This window comes from Nonomuraea sp. NPDC049625 (assembly GCF_040675285.1).
Lineage (GTDB): Bacteria > Actinomycetota > Actinomycetes > Streptosporangiales > Streptosporangiaceae > Nonomuraea > Nonomuraea angiospora_A.
Genome location: NZ_JBFAOQ010000004.1, coordinates 822,768 through 839,854, shown reverse-complemented (window position 1 = coordinate 839,854; position 17,087 = coordinate 822,768). Strand labels below are relative to the sequence as shown.

At 70.7% G+C, this 17,087-nt stretch carries 19 protein-coding genes; 9 read left to right on the top strand and 10 right to left on the bottom strand.

Annotated features, from left to right (window positions below):
* The first annotated feature begins 42 nt into the window (after positions 1-42).
* Entirely contained in the window at positions 43-375 is a 333-nt protein-coding gene (locus AB0J87_RS22245) for a helix-turn-helix transcriptional regulator (RefSeq protein WP_363967765.1), read from the top strand.
* A complete protein-coding gene (locus AB0J87_RS22240; protein WP_363967763.1) occupies positions 372-1,367 on the top strand; it encodes a hypothetical protein in 996 nt (331 codons plus the stop codon). Before AB0J87_RS22245 ends, AB0J87_RS22240 begins: the two co-directional genes overlap by 4 nt.
* Before the next feature lie 33 nt (positions 1,368-1,400).
* Here the strand turns inward: AB0J87_RS22240 and AB0J87_RS22235 are convergent, their stop codons facing one another.
* From AB0J87_RS22235 to AB0J87_RS22220, 4 genes are read right to left on the bottom strand one after another with little or no spacing between them, the layout of a single operon-like run.
* A complete protein-coding gene (locus tag AB0J87_RS22235) occupies positions 1,401-2,441 on the bottom strand; it encodes a nitronate monooxygenase (protein WP_363967761.1) in 1,041 nt (346 codons plus the stop codon).
* Positions 2,438-3,157 (bottom strand): CoA-transferase, encoded by a 720-nt coding sequence (locus AB0J87_RS22230; protein ID WP_350724576.1) that lies wholly within the window; start codon positions 3,155-3,157, stop codon positions 2,438-2,440. The genes AB0J87_RS22235 and AB0J87_RS22230 overlap by 4 nt, the downstream gene beginning before the upstream one ends.
* Positions 3,141-3,911 carry a CoA-transferase gene (locus AB0J87_RS22225; protein WP_363967878.1) on the bottom strand — a complete coding sequence of 257 codons (771 nt, stop codon included), beginning with the start codon at positions 3,909-3,911 and terminating at the stop codon, positions 3,141-3,143. The genes AB0J87_RS22230 and AB0J87_RS22225 overlap by 17 nt, the downstream gene beginning before the upstream one ends.
* An 8-nt stretch (positions 3,912-3,919) precedes the next feature.
* Positions 3,920-4,648 (bottom strand): enoyl-CoA hydratase family protein, encoded by a 729-nt coding sequence (locus AB0J87_RS22220; RefSeq protein WP_355201536.1) that lies wholly within the window; start codon positions 4,646-4,648, stop codon positions 3,920-3,922.
* A gap of 46 nt (positions 4,649-4,694) precedes the next feature.
* On the opposite strand from AB0J87_RS22220, the gene AB0J87_RS22215 reads away from it, so the two are divergent.
* Together AB0J87_RS22215 and AB0J87_RS22210 are read left to right on the top strand one after the other, a co-directional pair.
* On the top strand, positions 4,695-5,432 hold the full coding sequence (locus AB0J87_RS22215) for an SDR family oxidoreductase (RefSeq protein WP_363967760.1): 738 nt from the start codon (positions 4,695-4,697) through the stop codon (positions 5,430-5,432).
* 31 nt (positions 5,433-5,463) lie between these two features.
* The gene (locus AB0J87_RS22210) at positions 5,464-6,366 is read left to right on the top strand and encodes an SDR family oxidoreductase (protein ID WP_363967758.1); all 903 of its coding nucleotides are present in this window, start codon (positions 5,464-5,466) and stop codon (positions 6,364-6,366) included.
* Positions 6,367-6,376: 10 nt separating this feature from the next.
* On the opposite strand, the gene AB0J87_RS22205 is transcribed toward AB0J87_RS22210, so the two are convergent.
* Positions 6,377-7,030: an NIPSNAP family protein gene (locus tag AB0J87_RS22205; RefSeq protein ID WP_363967756.1), complete on the bottom strand. Its 654-nt coding sequence runs from the start codon at positions 7,028-7,030 to the stop codon at positions 6,377-6,379.
* A gap of 199 nt (positions 7,031-7,229) precedes the next feature.
* Here AB0J87_RS22205 and AB0J87_RS22200 point away from each other — a divergent pair, with 199 nt between their 5' ends.
* On the top strand, positions 7,230-7,517 hold the full coding sequence (locus AB0J87_RS22200) for a hypothetical protein (protein ID WP_363967754.1): 288 nt from the start codon (positions 7,230-7,232) through the stop codon (positions 7,515-7,517).
* A gap of 44 nt (positions 7,518-7,561) precedes the next feature.
* A complete protein-coding gene (locus tag AB0J87_RS22195) occupies positions 7,562-7,828 on the top strand; it encodes a hypothetical protein (RefSeq protein WP_350724587.1) in 267 nt (88 codons plus the stop codon).
* A gap of 101 nt (positions 7,829-7,929) precedes the next feature.
* Here AB0J87_RS22195 and AB0J87_RS22190 read toward each other — a convergent pair whose 3' ends face one another.
* The 5 genes from AB0J87_RS22190 to AB0J87_RS22170 form a co-directional block, all read right to left on the bottom strand.
* Positions 7,930-9,147: a hypothetical protein gene (locus AB0J87_RS22190; protein WP_363967752.1), complete on the bottom strand. Its 1,218-nt coding sequence runs from the start codon at positions 9,145-9,147 to the stop codon at positions 7,930-7,932.
* Between the two features lie 39 nt (positions 9,148-9,186).
* Positions 9,187-10,482, bottom strand: a complete 1,296-nt coding sequence (locus AB0J87_RS22185) for a DUF2252 domain-containing protein (protein WP_363967750.1) — start codon at positions 10,480-10,482, stop codon at positions 9,187-9,189.
* A gap of 88 nt (positions 10,483-10,570) precedes the next feature.
* Positions 10,571-11,341 carry an SDR family oxidoreductase gene (locus AB0J87_RS22180; RefSeq protein WP_350724592.1) on the bottom strand — a complete coding sequence of 257 codons (771 nt, stop codon included), beginning with the start codon at positions 11,339-11,341 and terminating at the stop codon, positions 10,571-10,573.
* A gap of 11 nt (positions 11,342-11,352) precedes the next feature.
* Complete coding sequence (locus tag AB0J87_RS22175) at positions 11,353-12,543, bottom strand: acyl-CoA dehydrogenase family protein (RefSeq protein ID WP_363967877.1); 1,191 nt, start codon at positions 12,541-12,543, stop codon at positions 11,353-11,355.
* A gap of 103 nt (positions 12,544-12,646) precedes the next feature.
* Positions 12,647-13,168: a flavin reductase family protein gene (locus tag AB0J87_RS22170; RefSeq protein WP_363967875.1), complete on the bottom strand. Its 522-nt coding sequence runs from the start codon at positions 13,166-13,168 to the stop codon at positions 12,647-12,649.
* A 293-nt stretch (positions 13,169-13,461) separates the two neighbouring features.
* Here AB0J87_RS22170 and AB0J87_RS22165 point away from each other — a divergent pair, with 293 nt between their 5' ends.
* The 3 genes from AB0J87_RS22165 (at position 13,462) to AB0J87_RS22155 (ending at position 16,903) form a co-directional block, all read left to right on the top strand.
* Positions 13,462-14,631: an acetyl-CoA acetyltransferase gene (locus AB0J87_RS22165; RefSeq protein WP_363967748.1), complete on the top strand. Its 1,170-nt coding sequence runs from the start codon at positions 13,462-13,464 to the stop codon at positions 14,629-14,631.
* Entirely contained in the window at positions 14,628-15,074 is a 447-nt protein-coding gene (locus tag AB0J87_RS22160) for an OB-fold domain-containing protein (protein ID WP_363967746.1), read from the top strand. The genes AB0J87_RS22165 and AB0J87_RS22160 overlap by 4 nt, the downstream gene beginning before the upstream one ends.
* Positions 15,075-16,165: 1,091 nt before the next feature.
* Positions 16,166-16,903 (top strand): GntR family transcriptional regulator, encoded by a 738-nt coding sequence (locus AB0J87_RS22155; protein ID WP_355201549.1) that lies wholly within the window; start codon positions 16,166-16,168, stop codon positions 16,901-16,903.
* Positions 16,904-17,087: the final 184 nt, after the last annotated feature.

Here is a 17,087-nt window from a genome sequence, read left to right as displayed (position 1 = left end):
ATTCGGCTGCCGATAGTCAGATCATCGATATATATTGATCATATGAAATCCATGCAGGAGCCCACGTTCCTGATCCTGACCGCGCTGGCGGCCGGGCCGCAGCACGGGTACGGCGTCATCACCGACGTGGAGCGCATCTCCGACGGCCAGGTCCGCCTGCGCGCCGGCACCCTGTACGCCGCCTTCGACCGCCTCCAGGCGGAGGGCCTCATCGAGGCCGACCGGGAGGAGATCGTGGACGGGCGGGTACGCCGCTACTACCGGCTCACCGGCGACGGCGCGGCCAGGCTGGCGGCCGAGGCCGAGAGGCTGCGCAGGCACGCCCGGGCGGCCACCGCGCGCCTGCGCGCCGCGGGGGCGGGAGGCGTGGCATGAGCCCGTTGGAAGCCCGCTACCGCCGCCTCCTGGCCTGCTACCCGCGCGATCACCGGGAGCGGCACGAGGAGGAGATGATCGGTGTGCTGCTGGCCGGAGCGCGGCCCGGCCAGACCCGCCCGCATCCCGCCGACGCGGCAGACCTGCTGTGGGGGGCGCTGCGCGTGCACGTCCGGCGGGCGTTCGGCGCGGTCTCGGCTCCCTCCTGGCGGGTCGGGGTCGCGCTCGCCGCGGCGCTGTGGCCGTTGCTGATGCTGACGGCGGCGCTGGCGACGGCGCTGGTGGACGGCCTCCCAGCCCTGGAGACCGCATGGAATTACGGTGTCGCCGTCCTGACCGGACCCGCCGCGACCCGGCACCTGGCCCAGCCGGTCGCCATCGCGGCCGTGCTCGCACTGGCCGTGTTGTCCGGCCGCAAGTGGGTCGCCGCGCTCGGCGCGGTCATGCTCGTGGTGGGTATCGCGGACCCCTGGAGCGGGATGCTTCCGCGCCTCGACGTCCTGTCGGTGCCGAGCGGCCGGGTCCTTCTGGTGCACCTGGCGACGCCGAACGTCGGCCCGATCGTCGTGGCGCACGTGGCGGCGGTCGTCATCGCCTTCATGCCCGCGGCGCACCGCGCCCTCCTGGCCATCCCCCGGCGCACCTTGCTGCTCTGGGCGCCTCTCGCGCTGGCGGGGCTGACCGCCGGCAAGGCCATCGTGCGCTGGGTGGATGTGATCGCCCATCAGGACGTCGTGGTCTGGAAACCGGTGCCCTGGCTCGTCGTGGTCTCACTGGCCGCCGGGTACGCGTGCCGCTCCGCCGTGGGGCGACGGGCGGCGCTGGTGCTGTTCCTGCCCGCGGCCGCCCTCGGCGACCTCGGGGACCTGCTGTGGATACCCACCTCCACGGTCCTGGCCCAGCTCGGCTGCGCGGCCCTGGCCTTCGCCGCCGGCGCCACCCTGAGCCGCCGCCGCAGCAGTCTGGCCGACGGCGGCGTCACCGCGGTCTGAGCCCGGCCGCGCCCGCCGCTCTCCGGAGTGCGGTCAGGACACCTCCATCGTGCGGCCCAGGTGGGTCAGGGCGGTCTCGGCGTCGGCCATGATGCGCTCGATCAGCTCGCGGCAGGACGGCAGGTCGTCGATCACGCCCACCACCTGGCCCGACGCCATCACACCGAGGTCCGCCCGGCCCTCCACCATCGCGGCCCGCAGCAGCACCGGCGTGTTCGCCGCCTGCAGGACCTGGGCCCAGGTCAGGTCGCGCGCCTGCCTCATCCGGCGGCCCTCGCGCAGCATCTCGCCCCACGACAGCCCCGACAGCCGCTTGAACCTGGCCCCGTTCACCACCGCCCTGACCAGGCGCGAGCGCTCCAGCGACGCCACGAACGGGGTCAGCAGGACCCGGTGGGGCACCCCGTCCACCCTGGTCGTGACGACCGTGTCCCGCGTCGCCAGATAGAGCTTCTTCACCTCGTCGGGCACGGGGGAGTCGCTCGTCAGCAGGAACCTGGTCCCCATGGCGATCCCGCAGGCCCCGTACGCCAGCGCCGCCACCAGCCCCCGACCGTCGAAGAAGCCTCCGGCCGCGATCACCGGGATGTCCACCGCGTCCACGACCTGGGGCAGCAGCAACGTCGTGGCGACGGAGCCGGTGTGGCCGCCGCCCTCGCCGCCCTGGACGATCACCGCGTCCACGCCCCAGCCCGCCACCTTCTCGGCGTGCCGGCGCGCCCCGACCGACGGGATCGTGACCACGCCCGCGTCCTTGAGCCGGGCGATCAGGTCCCGTTTGGGCGCCATCGCGAACGACGCCACGCGCACGCCCTCCCCGATCAGCACCCCGATCCGCTCGGCGGCGTCGTCGGCGTCGGATCGGAGGTTCACCCCGAACGGCGCGTCCGTGCGCTCCTTCACCCGCCTGATCGCGGCGGTCATCTCGGCCACGGACATCGTCGCGGCGCCGATCACGCCGAGCCCGCCGGCCTGCGAGGTGGCCGCCGCCAGCCGGGCGCCCGCGACGTACCCCATGCCGGTCTGCACGATCGGGTGGCGGCACCCGACCAGGGACGTCAGCGCGGTCCTCACGCCGGCTCCCGGTCCCGCAGGCGCTCGGGGTCGAGCCGGTCCAGGACCTCCAGCTCCTCGACGGTCGGCCCGCGCGTCCGGGGCACGTTGTCGGGAATGTCCAGCTCGAAGCCGGTCGCCGCCACGACGTCGTCCACCTCGACCCCCGGGTGCACCGACACCAGGCGCATGGTCCCGCCGGGGGTGCGGAAGTCCAGGACGGCCAGGTTCGTCACGACGCGGCGCAGGTCGAAGGCGCCCCTGTCGGTCCCGACCCCGCTGACCATGTCCACCGAGGGCACGAACACCCGGGGGGAGTGGCGGGGGATCCAGTAGCTGGTGGGGTCGCAGCGGGTGTTCCCCGGGGCGCCCCGCACGCCCAGCAACTGGGCCTTGGGGCGGGCCCAGTCGCCGATGCAGGAGATGTTCGTGTTGCCGTACCGGTCGATCTGGCTCGCCCCGAGCATGACGTGCCGGCGCCCGTTCAGCACCAGCCACAGGTGCTCGCGGAACGGCAGCCACCCCTCCACCACCCCGGGCGCCTCGCCCAGCGCGGGCACGTCGCCGGTGAGCAGGCAGGTTCCGTCGTGCGTGAGCAGCTCCGGCTCGAACGTCAGCCGCGCCAGCCGCGCCGCCAGCACCGTGACCGGCCCGCCGATGCCCGCCGCCAGGATCTCGCCGTCACCCCGGAACGCCTCCGCGCACGCCACCACGCACACGTCAGCCCTGCTGCTCATCGAACTCCTCCCAAGGCGTCTCCACGTAGCGCCGCTGCAGCGCCTCGTCGCGCCCGTAGTCGGGCTCGCACGCGGTGAACCCCGCCCCGCCCGGCGCCTCCACCACCCCCGCCACCATCGACCGGCTGATCAGCAGCGACTGCACGGGCCCTTCCTTCAGCAGGTTCTCCACGACCCGCTCGCACGAGACGTAGCACCGCCGCGCCGCCTTGGCGTAGAGGTCGTCGAAGTACGGGTCGGTCCCCAGGTACTGGGCGTTGCCCCGCGCGTCGGCCCGGTTCAGGTGGACGAGGGCCACGTCCATGGTCAGGGCGGGCACCGCGACCAGCTCCTCCCCGTCCGCGTACGGCGACCGCACCGTCCGCAGCCCGGGGTTGACGCGCAGCACGTCCGACCCCAGCCCCGCCCGCGTCGGCAGGAACGGCAGCCGGTGTGCCGCCGCGAGCAGCCCGAACATGAACATCCCCTCGTCGTACTCCACGAACTCGATCTCCCCGGCCTGCCTGGCCCGCCGGAAATGGGGCTCCAGGGGGATGGAGTCGAGCGTCACGAACGGGGCCACGACCCTGCGCACCTTCCTCGCCGCGCACAGCATGCCCACGTCCGGGCCGCCGTACGAGACGATCGTGAGGTCGGTGGCGAGGGAGCGCAGGAGGGCGCGGACGAGGGCCATCGGCTTGCGCCGCGAGCCCCAGCCGCCGATCCCGATCGTCATCCCGCTCTCGACCGTGCCCGCGACCTCCTCGGCCGACATCAGCTTGGTCACGTGAATCGCTCCCTGTGCCGGTCTCCGGCGCCCATCAGGTTCAGCTCGAAGGTGAAGCCCTGCTCGAAGCGGTAGCTGCGCTTGACGTCCACGGGGTCGATGCCGTTGAGGGACTCCTTGGCGCGGCGGATCACGTACGGGTCCTTCGCGGCGATCTGCCCCGCCACCTCCAGCGCCGCGTCACGCAGCTTGTCGCGCGGCGCCACCTCCAGCACCGACCCGAACGCGTGCAGCTCGGCCGCCGTCACGTTCCTGCACGTGTAGACCATGGCCCGCATCAGGTGCTGCGGCACCAGCCTGGCCAGGTGCGTGGCCGCGCCCAGCGCGCCCCTGTCCACCTCGGGCAGCCCGAAGTACGCGTCCTCGCCGGCCACCACGATGTCGGCGTTCCCCACCAGGCCGACGCCGCCGCCCAGGCAGTGGCCGTGCACCGCCGCGATCACCGGCACCGCGCACTCGTAGACCGCCGCGAACGCCGCGTAACACGCCCGGTTGACCCCGACCAGCGCCTCGTACCCCTCGGCGTCCCGCAGCTCCTTGATGTCGACCCCGGCGTTGAACCCGCGCCCCTCGGCCCGCAGCACCACCACCCTGGTCTCCGGGTCCTCCCCGGCCCGCCGGAGGGTCCAGGCCAGCTCCTCCCAGCCGCGCACGGTCAACGCGTTCACCGGTGGCACGTCCATGACCACCTCGGCGATCGGCCCGGCCCGCAGAGTGATCCCCATGAGACTCCCTGGTTGCACCTAACGCTTGCTTGGTACGGTAGCACCCGTGACCGTGACTTACGACTACGCGGGCAGGGCCGTCCTGGTGACCGGCGGCACCCAGGGCATCGGCGCGGGGATCGCCCGCGCCTTCCGGGAGGCGGGCGCCGACGTGACGGTCTGCGCCCGGCGCGAGCCGGCCGCCCCGGCGCCGGGGATCCGGTTCGCGCGGGCCGACGTGCGGGTGGCCGAGGACGTGGAGCGGCTGATGTCCGGGTTCGACCGGCTGGACGTGGTGGTCAACAACGCCGGCGGCTCGCCGTACGCGCCGCTCGACGGCACCTCGCCGCGCCTGCACGCCCGGGTCGTCGAGCTCAACCTGACGGCCCCGCTGCTGGTGTCGCAGTTCGCGTACCCGCTGCTCGCCGCCGCCGGCGGGGCGATCGTGATGATCGGCAGCGCCAGCGGCGCGCGCCCCTCGCCCGGCACCTCCGCGTACGGCGCCGCCAAGGCCGGGCTGCACCACCTGGCCCGTTGCCTGGCCGCAGAGTGGGCCCCGGAGGTGCGCGTCAACACGGTCGTCGTCGGCCTCGCCGCGACCGAAAACGCCGCCTCCCATTACGGCGGGCAGGAGGGCGGGATGGGGGCGGCCATCCCGTCGGGCCGGATGGCGACGCCCGCCGACGTGGCCGCGGCCTGCCTGTGGCTGGCCGCGCCCGGCTACGTCACGGGCGCGGAGGTACGGGTGGACGGCGGCGGCGAGATCCCCGCCTGGCGGCACCTGGCCTCCAGCGACATTTCCTGATATCTCTGCATGATCCTTCTGGGAGGTCTGTGTGGGAATCTGTGCTGGCCGCGTGGTGATCGTGACGGGCGCCGGACGGGGGATCGGGAGGGAGCACGCGCTGGAGTTCGCCCGGCAGGGCGCCCGCGTCGTGGTGAACGACCTCGGCACGGGCCCCGGCGGCGAGGGCGCCTCGGGAGGCCCCGCGCTGGAGGTGGTCGCGGAGATCGAGGCGCTCGGCGGCCAGGCGGTGGCCAACTGCGACGACGTGTCGGACTGGGGCGGCGCGGCCCGGCTGGTCAAGACCGCCGTCAGCGCGTACGGCCGCCTCGACGTCCTGGTGAACAACGCGGGCTTCGTCAGGGACCGGATGCTCGTCTCCATGACCGAGCAGGAGTGGGACGACGTCGTCCGCGTCCATCTCAAGGGTCACTTCCTGCCGCTGCGCCACGCGGCGACGTACTGGCGGGAGAGCGCCAAGGCGGGCGAGCGCGTCACGGCCCGGGTGATCAACACCTCGTCCGGCGCGGGCCTGCTGGGCAGCGTCGGCCAGGCCAACTACTCGGCCGCCAAGGCGGGCATCGCCGCGCTGACCCAGGTGGCCGCGGCCGAGCTGGGCAGGTACGGCGTGACGGTGAACGCCGTCGCCCCCGCCGCCCGCACCCGCATGACCGAGGAGGTGTTCGCCGCGACCATGGCCAGGCCGGAGTCCGGCTTCGACCCCATGGACCCGGCCAACATCGCCCCGCTCGTCGTCTGGCTCGGCTCCGAGGGGTCGGGTCATGTGACGGGGCGGGTGTTCGAGGTGGAGGGCGGCTCGATCGCCCTGGCCACGGGCTGGCGCCACGGCGAGCGGGCCGAGCGCGGCGCCCGCTGGGACCCCGCGGCCGTCGGCGACGCGGTCGCCGGGCTCCTGGCCGCCGCCCCGTCGCCGGAGCCCGTGTACGGGACGTGAGCCGGACGGGTCAGCGCATGGCCGAGCGGGCGGTCGGGCGGAGCAGGATGCGCTCGGGGGCGGCCGTCAGGCGGGGCTTCAGCATCGGGAGGTCCACCTCCCGCTCGTCCTCGGCCGGGTCGAAGCGGGCGAGCCACACGAACACGTTCTCCCCGGTCCGGATCGGAAGGCGGGGGAAGTTGTTCTCCGAGTGCTCCGTCTCCAGGCACGCGACGGGGGGCACCCCGGCCTCGGCCAGCACGGGCGCGACCTCACGGGCGAAGAAGGCGGAGAAGCCGTCCTCGACGTGGTAGATCGTGGCGGCGTACAGGGACTTCGGCAGCTCGGTCGCGCCCGCGGGCGGCCGCTCCCAGGCGGGCGGCTCGGCCCCCACGGAGTGCAGGAGGAGCACGTCGTCGCTGTCGATCATGGTGGCGTTGGCGGCGTCCCGGTGGGCCTGCCACACGGGACCGCCGTAGAAGGCCTCCAGCGCGTCCTTGCGCGCCGCCATGGACGGGAACGCGCGGAGCCAGGCGAACCGGTCGGGCGCGCCCTCGTCGCGGAAGGTGCCGGTGACCCGCATGCCCGTCGCCTCCTGGGTCTCCACGAATTCGCGCTCGAACAGCTCGATCAAGGTGTCCCGCTGCCCGGGCAGCAGCGTGTATTGGCGTAGTTCGAAGATCATGCGGCGGACGTTAGGGCAGGGTCACTGACGTCTTCTGTCAGCGTATTGGGCGAATAATATTCTGGTAACTCATAGCTACCGATCGACAACTCACGGTTATATGCTCGCTGTGACCTTGATCTCCTGCGGTCAAGAAAGGTCAAGGGGGCGGCGCGCCCGTGCTCGCCGGCCCTGAACCCTACCGGCGAAGGAGCAGAAGTTGATCAAAAGAGTGTGCGCCGCCGCAGCCGTGCTGGCCGCGGCCGTCGGCGGCGCACTCCTGGCTGCCCCGGCTCACGCCGACGACGACTGGTTGGGGCCGCTGAGCGGCGACACCCGCGCCGGTAACTGGAGCGGCAACAGCGACTCGTCCCAGTCCGGAAACAACTTCGGGAACGTCACCGGCGTCAACCGCGGCAGAGAGTTCTCGACCAACGTCAACAACGTCAACGGCATCGCGCCGACCGCCACCAACGGCGGCATCACGGTGACCTACATCTTCTACTGACCGGCTGACGTCCAAAGCCAACACGATCTGAAAGGACCATGACCATGGTGAAGAAGCTCTGCGTGACCGGTCTCGTCGCCGCCGCCGCTGCCGGGGTGACCCTGCTGGCGGCCCCCGCGTACGCGGACGTCAACGCGGGTAACTCCAGCTCCAACCGCAGCTCCTCGCAGTCGGGCAACAACTTCGGCAACGTCGTCAGCAGCAATGTGAGCGGTCGCGGCGCGACCAGCGTCAACAACGTCAACGGCAACGCCGCGACCGCCGCCAACCGCAGCATCGTGGGCATCGAGGACATGGTCGAGATCGACTAGCCGAGAGGCGCACACCAGCCCCGGACCAGGTCGATCTCGTGGAGAAGGCGCTCGCCGCCGTACCTCAGCCCCTTCTCCACGCCAGGGTCGATCTGGTCCGGCTATCCGGGGGCGAGCCCGGCCGAGTCCTTCACCCACAGGCGCAGCAGCCCCCTGAAGTGCTCGACGAAGCGGTCACGCTCATGGGCCGGGTACGTGGCGGTCACGGTGTCCACCAGCAACCGGTCGAACTCGGCCCCGGCCACCCACTCCAGCACCACCTCGTCGAGGTGCGGCAGGCGGTCCTGGCAGAAGTCGTGGTAGCGCTCGGTCTCGAAGTACGCGTCGGCCAGCCGGCGGTATTCGGCCAGCCGCTCCTCGTACGTCCCCGCCACGGAGAAGTAGTCGTGCGTCTCCAGGTCGATGCGCGGCCTGCGCCGGGTGGCCACGCAGAACACGCTCCACTTCACCAGCGTCTTGATCGCCCAGGGGAAGTAGTAGTGCAGGCTGGTCAGCGCCACGTCGGGGCAGGCGTTGGCGTAGTCGATCGGGTGCACGTCAGAGCCCTTGACCAGGGTCTCGCAGGAGTTGAACTCCCACCGGAAGAACGCGTTCACCAGCTTCCCGATCGTCACCACCTCCTCGCCCACGGACGGCGACAGGAACGCGTGGTCGACGACGTAGCGGGCGTGCATCGGCTCCTCGGGCCTGAAGCGCATGACCATGGTCTCCGCGCCGATCGACAGCGACCTGGCGAACGCGTCGTACCCGTCGATGGCCTGCTGGAGATGCATGAGCATCTCGCCGCTCTGGTCGTAGGCCCGGTGCAGCTCGTCCCGGTCGCGCACGAGTGAGACGCCGCGCCAGGCCCCGCCGTCGTAGGGCTTCATGAACAGCGGGTAGCCGATCCGCTCCGCTACCTCGTCCAGGTCGAAGGGCTCGTTGTAGCGGGTCGCGGTGTAGGCGTACCGCGCGTTGTCGACCGGGTTCTTGAACGGGACCAGCACCGTCTCCGGCACCTTGAGCCCGAGCCGCATCATCGCGCAGTACGCCGTGTGCTTCTCCATCGACTGGAACGTGAACGGGCTGTTCAGGAGGTAGACGTCGTCCATCATGGCGACCTTCTTGAGCCACTCGCGCGGGTGGTAGTACCAGTACGCCAGCCGGTCGATCACCAGCTCGTGACGCGGCTTCGCGCGCAGGTCGAACGGCTCGATCGTGAGACGCTCCACGTCGAACTCGCCCACCCCCTTGATGGGCCCGAGCCGCCGCAGCACCGTCTCGAACGCCGACGGCCAGTCCTCCTCGGTCCCCAGCAGCAGCCCGATCAGATGTCGCACGACGCCCCTCCTGCCTGACCGCCCGCTCGGCGGCCGGGGTCAGACGCCAGGGAGCCGGCCGTTGCGGAACAGGTCGACGAACCGTTGATGGTCTTCCCGGGCCTGTGCCCCGTACCGGTGGGCGAAATCCACCAGCATCCCGATAAATCCGGGTTTGTCGTTGCCGATGACCGCCACGATCGCCTCCTCCGTCGAGAAGTCGACCAGGTCGTGACTGGACTCGTCGTCGGCCACCGAGTGCATGCGCGCCACCGCCCGCCCCAGGTCCTGCACGATCGAGCGCAGCTCGGCCGGCTCGTTCACGTCGTCCCAGCCCAGGTCCGCCGAGTACGGCGACACCTCGGCCACGAGCTGCCCCACTCCGTTGAGCGTCGTGTATCCCAGCCAGGGATCGGCGTACGCCTGCAGCGCCCGCTGCGACTCCGCCGTGCGATGCCCCTGGTGCAGGAAGTACGAGGCCACCTTCTCATCGGTGACGTGACGGGCCACCGCGGGCACGGCCGCCTGCTTCATGTAGAGGATGACGTCGTTCTCCAGCGCCTGCGAGCGCCCTTCGAGCAGCAGGTTGTACGAGGGCAGCCCCGCGGAGCCGATGCCCACGCCCTTGCGCAGCGCCACGTCCTTGATCACGTGCTCGACCGGGTTGCCCTGCACGGGCAGCGTGGTCAGGTACTCCTCGAACGCGGCCAGCACCGCCTTCCTGGTCGCCGCGTCCACCGGCTCCCGCCCCTCCATGAGCGCGAACCGCCGGTCGTAGTCGTCGATCACGGTCTCCACGTCCAGCAGCGCCACCCGCGTGCTGAGCCGCGCCGTCTGGAGCACCCGGTGCAGCACGCCGCTGGTGGTCTCCAGGGTGAGCGAGCCGATCGCGTCGTCCCCGCCCGCGGCGAGGGCCCCCAGCTCGACCAGGTACGCGGCGGCGAAGTCGGTGACGAGCACGCTGATCGAGTCGTCGGACAGCGCCTTGGCGTAACCGATGAGCGCCACGCTGGCGGCGAAGCGCTTGAGGTCCCAGACGTACGGGCCCACGTAGGCCTCGTCGAAGTCGTTGACGTTGAAGACGAGGACGCCGGAGGCGTTCATGTACGTGCCGAAGTTCTCGGCGTGCAGGTCGCCGTGGATCCAGACCCGGCTGGTGGGTTCGTCCAGGTAGGAACGGTCCGCGTAGGACTCGGCCATGTCCGCGTAGAACAGGCAGGCACTGCCCCGGTAGAACGCGAACGGAGAGGCCGCCATTTTCCGAAATTTCCGCCTAAAAGCGGCGGGGTCTCGCTTGATCGACTCGCCGAACTCTGCCATGAGGACATCGAGCAGGAAGGAGGAGCGTGCGCCCATGCCTCGGACACTAGATCCCCGGGACCCTGCCGACCACCCTGATCTTTCCCTGACAGGCCCGCGTCAGGGTAGGCGCGGACGTCCCTCGTCAGGGGTGCTGCGAGGAGACCGAGACCACCTCGCCCGTCATGTACGACGAGTAGTCGCTGGCCAGGAAGACGATCACGTTCGCCACCTCCCACGGCTCCGCCGACCGCCCGAACGCCTCCTTGGCCGCCAGCTCCGCCAGCAGCTCCTCGCTGGTCACCTTCGCCAGGAACGGGTGCACCGCCAGCGAGGGCGCCACCGCGTTCACCCGCACGCCGTGCTCGGCGGCCTCCAGCGCGACGCACCTGGTCAGCGCCATCACCCCGGCCTTGGCGGCGGCGTAGTGCGACTGTCCGCGCTGGGCCCGCCAGCCGATCACCGAGGCGTTGTTCACGATGACGCCGGAGCCCTGGGCGATCATCTGCCTGAGCGCGGCCCTGGTGCAGCGCATGGTGCCGTTGAGGGTGACGTCGATGACCGTGTGCCACTGCTCGTCGGACATTTCCGCCAGCGACGCCGTACCGCCGAGTCCCGCGTTGTTGACCACCACGTCGAGCCTGCCGTGCGCCTCCACCACCGCGTCGAACAGCGCCAGCACCTGCGCCTCTGACGTCACGTCGCACGGCACGGCCAGCGGCTTGACGCCGGTGAGCTCGGTCAGCGCGTCGGCGGCGGCGGCCAGGCGGCGCTCGTGCCGGTCCGAGACGACGATCGTGGCGCCCTCCTCGGCACAGCGCCTCGCGGTCGCGTAGCCGATGCCCGCTCCTGCGGCGGCCGTCACGAGCGTCACCTTGCCGTCGAGCAGTCCGTGCGCCTTCGGGTACGGGGGCATCCGTGCTCCAATCAGCGGGGGAGTCCCAGGGTGCGCTCGGCGATGATGTTCCGCTGGATCTCGCTGGATCCGGCATAGATCGTGTCGGCGCGGCTGAACAGGTAGAGCCGCTGCAACTCATTGAACTCGCCCTGCCCGGCCTCACCGGCCCGGCCGTCCTGGGCGTCTTGGGTGGGCTCGGTCACCAGCCCTGCCTTCCCCTGCACGGCCTGCGCCAATTCGCCCAGCCTCCGGTGCCACTCCGACCAGTAGAGCTTGGCGATCGACACCTCGGGCCCCGGGTTCGGCCGCCGCAGCATCCGGAGCGCGTTCAGCCGCATGATCTCCAGCTCCAGCCACGACTGGACGAGCCTGTCACGCAGCACCGGATCGTCGATCGCGCCCGTCCGTCCGGCGGTCTCGACGACCTTGGCCAGCTCCCGCCTGAACCCGATCTGCTGCCCGAGCGTCGAGGCCCCCCGCTCGTAGCCGAGCGTGGCCATCGCGACCCGCCACCCGTCGCCCGGCGCTCCGAGGATGTTCCCCGCCGCCGTGCGCGCGCCGTCGAAGAACACCTCGTTGAACTCCGACGTACCGGTGAGCTGCACGATCGGCCGCACGTCCACGCCCGCCCGGTCCATGGGGACGAGCAGGTACGACAGCCCCTTGTGCCGCTGCGAGCCGGGCTCGGTACGGCACAGCACGAAGCACCAGTCGGCCACGTGCGCCAGCGATGTCCACACCTTCTGCCCGGTGACGACCCACTCGCCGCCTTCCAGGTGCGCCTTCGTCTGCACGTTGGCCAGGTCGGAGCCCGCCTCGGGCTCGGAGTAGCCCTGGCACCAGAGCTCGTCGCCGCGCTGGATCGGCGGCAGGAAGCGGTCTTTCTGCTCGGCGGTGCCGAATTCGAGAATGGTCGGGCCGATCAGCCCTTCGCCGATGTGGCCCACCCTGGCGGGGGCGTCGGCCCTGGCGTACTCCTCGTAGAAGGCGACCTGGTCCTCCAGGGACGCGGCGCGGCCGCCGTACCGCTCGGGCCAGCCCAGGCAGGTCCAGCCGGCCTTGCCGAGGTGGCGCTCCCACGCCTGCCGCAGTTCGTGGCCCTCGTGCTCGCGCCCGGGCCCGCCGAGCCCTCTGACGTGCGCGAACTCGCCGCTCAGCGCCTCCTCCAACCAGGCCCGCGCCTCTCCCCGCAGCCCCGGCACCGCACCCGCCGGCCCCATCGCGCCCGTCGAGCTCATCGCGCCCGTCGAGCTCATCGCGCCCGTCACGCCCGTCATGCCTGGAGGAACGTGCTCGCTGTGTCCTGACGATCCTGCGCGCCCGTCAGAGACGCTCAACGAAGCCTCCGTAGCCCCCGCGGAAGAACAGCAGCGGGCCACCTTCGGAGTGCGTGTCGAGCTGGAGCACCCGGGCCACCACGATCATGTGGTCACCCGCCGGGTGCTCGGCCTCGATCGCGCAGTCGATCCAGGCCAGCGCGCCTTCGAGCACCGGGTTGCCACCGGGGGAGCCGGTCCACTCCAGGCCCGCGAACTTGTCGCCGCCCTTGGTCGCCATCTGGGCGCACACCGCCTGCTGGTGCTCGGCCAGCACGTTCACGGTGATGACCTTCGCGCCGCGCACCTTGGGCCAGCTGGTGCTGGTGTAGGCGACGCAGAACGCCACCAGGGGCGGGTCGAGCGAGACCGAGGTGAAGGAGTTGGCCGCCAGGCCGGACGGCAGGCCGTTCATCGGATCGACCGCCGTGATCGCCACCACACCGGTCGCGAACCTCCCGAGCACCTGCCGGAAGCGGAGGCTGTCGAGGTGACCGTTCGCGCTGTGGGGTGAAGGGCCGGTCGGCATGGCGGCTCCGTTGCGAATCCTGCGCTGAGGGGGCGTCGGAAGGCCGCGACAGCCGTCCGGCGCGACGAGCCGGGCAGCGTGTGTGCTCATGGTCCGCCTCCTAGTCCACCGTCTGCGCTCTATCATACCAAGCGCTTGCTTGGACGGTAGGGCGAACCGGGAAACCATGTCAAGTTCGCATGCCCCACGGCGCGTAACGAGCCGCTGGCACCCGGTCGCGCACCCCGCCCACCCGGGCGACCGGTGGGTGGGTGCGTTGACATGGGGGAAATTTCGGGCCTAACGTGACGTTTGTGCCCAAGCGCTTGCTTGATATCCGAGACCGCACCGCGATAGCCGGGGTCGGCTACACCCCCTTCACGAAGGACTCGGGCGTCAGCACCCTCACGCTGGCCTGCCGTGCCGTGCTGGCCGCGCTGGAGGACGCGGGGCTGTCGGTGGACGAGGTGGACGGGCTGGCCACGCACCGCGTCGGTGACTCCGCCGCCCCCACGCTGGTGGCCCCCGCGCTGGGACTGACCGACCTCGCCTGGCATCTCGACCAGTTCGGCGGCGGCAGTGTCTCGCACGCGGTCGTCGGTCAGGCGGTGCTGGCGGTGGCGGCCGGGGTGGCCGAGACGGTGGTGTGCTATCGGGCCATCAACGCCCGTTCCGAGTTCCGCATGGGCGGCACCGGCCGGGGCGTGCCGGCGAGCCCGGAGGTGCAGTATCAAGCGCCGTACGGGTATGTGGCGCCGCCGCAGCAGTACGCCATGTACGCCCGAGCGCACATGCTGAAATATGGCACTAAAGCGGAGCATTTCGGGCAACTAGCCGTCACCCAGCGCGCCAACGCGGCCAAGAACCCGCGTGCCCTGATGCGCACCCCCATCACGCTGGACGACTACCTGGCGAGCAGGTGGATCGCGGAGCCGTTCCGGCTGCTGGACTGCTGCCTGGAGACGGACGGAGCCTGCGCCGTGGTCGTCACCACGGCAGAACGCGCCCGCGCTCTCCGCCGCCCCCCGGTGCTGATCTCGGCCGCGGCCTGGGGCGGCGGCACGTCCCACCTCTCGGGCCCGTCCGCCGACCCCACGGTGACCGCGGCCGCCGCACTGGCCCCGCGCCTCTACGCGCAGGCCGGGCTGGGACCGGCGGACATCGACGTGGCCGAGCTGTACGACTGCTTCACGTACTCGGTGATCGTCCAGCTCGAGGACTACGGCTTCTGCGAGAAGGGCGAGGGCGGCCCGTACGTGGCCTCGGGCGCGACGGCGCCGGACGGTCCGCTCCCGGTCAACACCCACGGCGGCTTCCTGTCCGAGGGCTACGTCCACGGCATCAACCACATCGCCGAGGCGGTCTCCCAGCTCAGAGGCGACGCGGGCGACCGCCAGGTGCCCGGGGCCGAGGTCGCGCTGTCCACGGCCCAGCCCGGCTACATCCTGCCGGCCACCTCCGCCCTGATCCTGAGGAGATCATGATGACGGCCTACCGGCCCGAACCCGACCGGGACTCCAGGCAGTGGTGGGAGCGGGTCGCCGGGCAGGAGTTCGCCGTGCAGGAGTGCGAGGGGTGCGGGGCGGTGCGTTTCCCGGCGCGGGCGTTCTGTCCCGAGTGCCGTACGGAGGCGTGGCACTGGCGGGACGTGGAGCCCGAGGGGGTGGTCGAGAGCTGGATCGTCAACCATCAGCCGTTCATGCCGGGGTTCGGGGTGCCGTACGTAGTGGTGATGGTCCGGCTGGCGGCGGTGCCGGGGTGCTTCGTGTACGGGAACTGGTGCGGCGACGGCTCTCCGGAGCGCGGCCGGCGGGTGCGGGCCGCCTACCGCCGGGTCGACGAGCGGTTGACCCTGGTGGACTGGGCGCCGGTGGAGGATGACGGGAATCTGGATGATCATCCGGTCCAGCGCAAATCCTCCCGCTAGTTGACCTTGTTCCGGAAATTGGATTGGTACCGGAAAATCCCACCAGTCCCACCATCACGAAGGGGCCCACAGGTTCGGCTCCGAGGGTTGATGATGATGTCAGAAGGCGTCGACGCGGACGGCTCGGACTGGCGGCGAACGATGACTGATGGGATCTCGGTGACACGCGTGACCTGCGGGTCACGAGTCGCGATCCCGCCTGCCCGCCGGTCCTCGACGGAACCACCCAGCCGGTCGTGCCGTGCCGTGACGGCGCCCGGCCCCGCACACCGGAGAAGCGTCTCCCTGGACGGGGCCCGGCCGTGGTCGGCGGGTGGGGTCGCCCGTGGCGACCGTAAAAGATGGGGTGTGCCGTTCTGGGCGGCGGCGAGTGCTTCGGGGTCGGCGAGGACCCGAAGGCCGGCGAGCGCCCGGGAATCGGCGCGGACGGCGGTCACCCACGCGCCTGGGGCGCGGGATCCGCCTGGAAGGGCGCGGCCCCCGCCCATGGCGGGAAGGCGCGAGGCCCTGCGTTGGTCCCTTGGAGGAAAACGCGCCCTGGCGGGCGTGGGGGACCCGCCAGGACGCGCTTCCTGTCCCGTGCGCGACGGCGCCAGGACTCCGGCGAGGGATGGAGTCCTAGACCGTTGGTTCGCGCACGGAGTCGATGGGGGAGTGTGAAAGCTCCCGTTGCCGGTAACGTGCGGCGATGCGTTGAGCTGCACCAACCGGGTCATCAATGGGGTGCGTGACGGGGGCGCCACCCTCCTCATTCCAGACAAAGGATCCGTCATTGCACCACACGGTCAGCTCAGTCAACACCGATAGCTCGCGCACACCGATGCCCATGCTCTGGTAGGTGTGGGTGAACCCCTGGCGACGCAACCCGTAACGCAGTAAACGTGTTGCTTCGCAAGGAGAATGCCAGGGCAGGTACGGCGTACCCGTGCGGACCGGCAACACTGGCCTTCACCCCCTCACCGGCCTTTAGATGGATTTGTACCAACGAATGGATGATGGGCCGGTGGAGGCGGTTCGGTCAAGGGGTTGTGGCCTGCTAGAACCAGATCGTCTAAATTGTTGGAACAAAAGGGGTGAAAGTGGCAAGGTCGGTGCTGTATCAGCAGGTGGCTGCGGAGTTGCGTCGGGCCATCTACTCGGGCGTCCTCGGCCCGGGATCACAGCTGCCGACCGAGGCGCAGCTCATGGAAGACCATGGGGTGAGCAGGAACACCGTAAGGCTGGCCCTGGGAGAGCTCGTCAATGAGGGGCTCGTTACGCGCACGCCGCGGCGCGGAACCGTGGTCAGAGACCGCCGACCGCTGCTGATCTATCCGCAGCGGGAGCTGGAGCCACAACCTTCTGGGGAACTGCGGGAAGCCTTCGCCTATGCCGTGGCGCAGGAAGGCCGCGAGCCAAGCCAGTACATCGAGGTGCTGACGGTTTCTCCCGTCGAGGAGATCGCCAGCAGACTGGAGCTGGCGGACGGGGAATTGGCGGTGGTGCGACGCCGTCTGCGTTTCGTGGACGGCCAGCCGTACAACACCAACGATTCCTACTTCCCCCGTGATCTGGTTGCCGACTCCGAAATCGCCAGACCCGGAGACATCGCGCGAGGGGCGAACCGGGTGCTGGAGGAGCTGGGGCATGCGCAGGTGCGCGTCACCGACGACATCTGGGCCCGTATGCCCAACCAGGAGGAGGCCGAGCGCCTCCAGCTCGAGCTCGGCACACCAGTCATGGTGTATGTCCGAGTTGGATACGACGGGGCCGACATGCCAGTGCGTGTCGCGGTGTCGGTGCTGCCCGCCGACAAACATTTGATCAGATACGAGCTCGATGGCCGCTAACGAGCTCGGTTGAAGGGGTGATCCCGCCGGCTGGGGCCGGGCGCAGCGAGAAATTAGCCGCCTCGCTGGCCTAGGGGAGTCGTGCATACTCCCCTAAATCGCCATTTATCCATATATATCGGGTTGAGGCCCCATTTTCGGCTACGCGCACCATTGCTTCATCACGCTTTGCGTATGCGCGTAA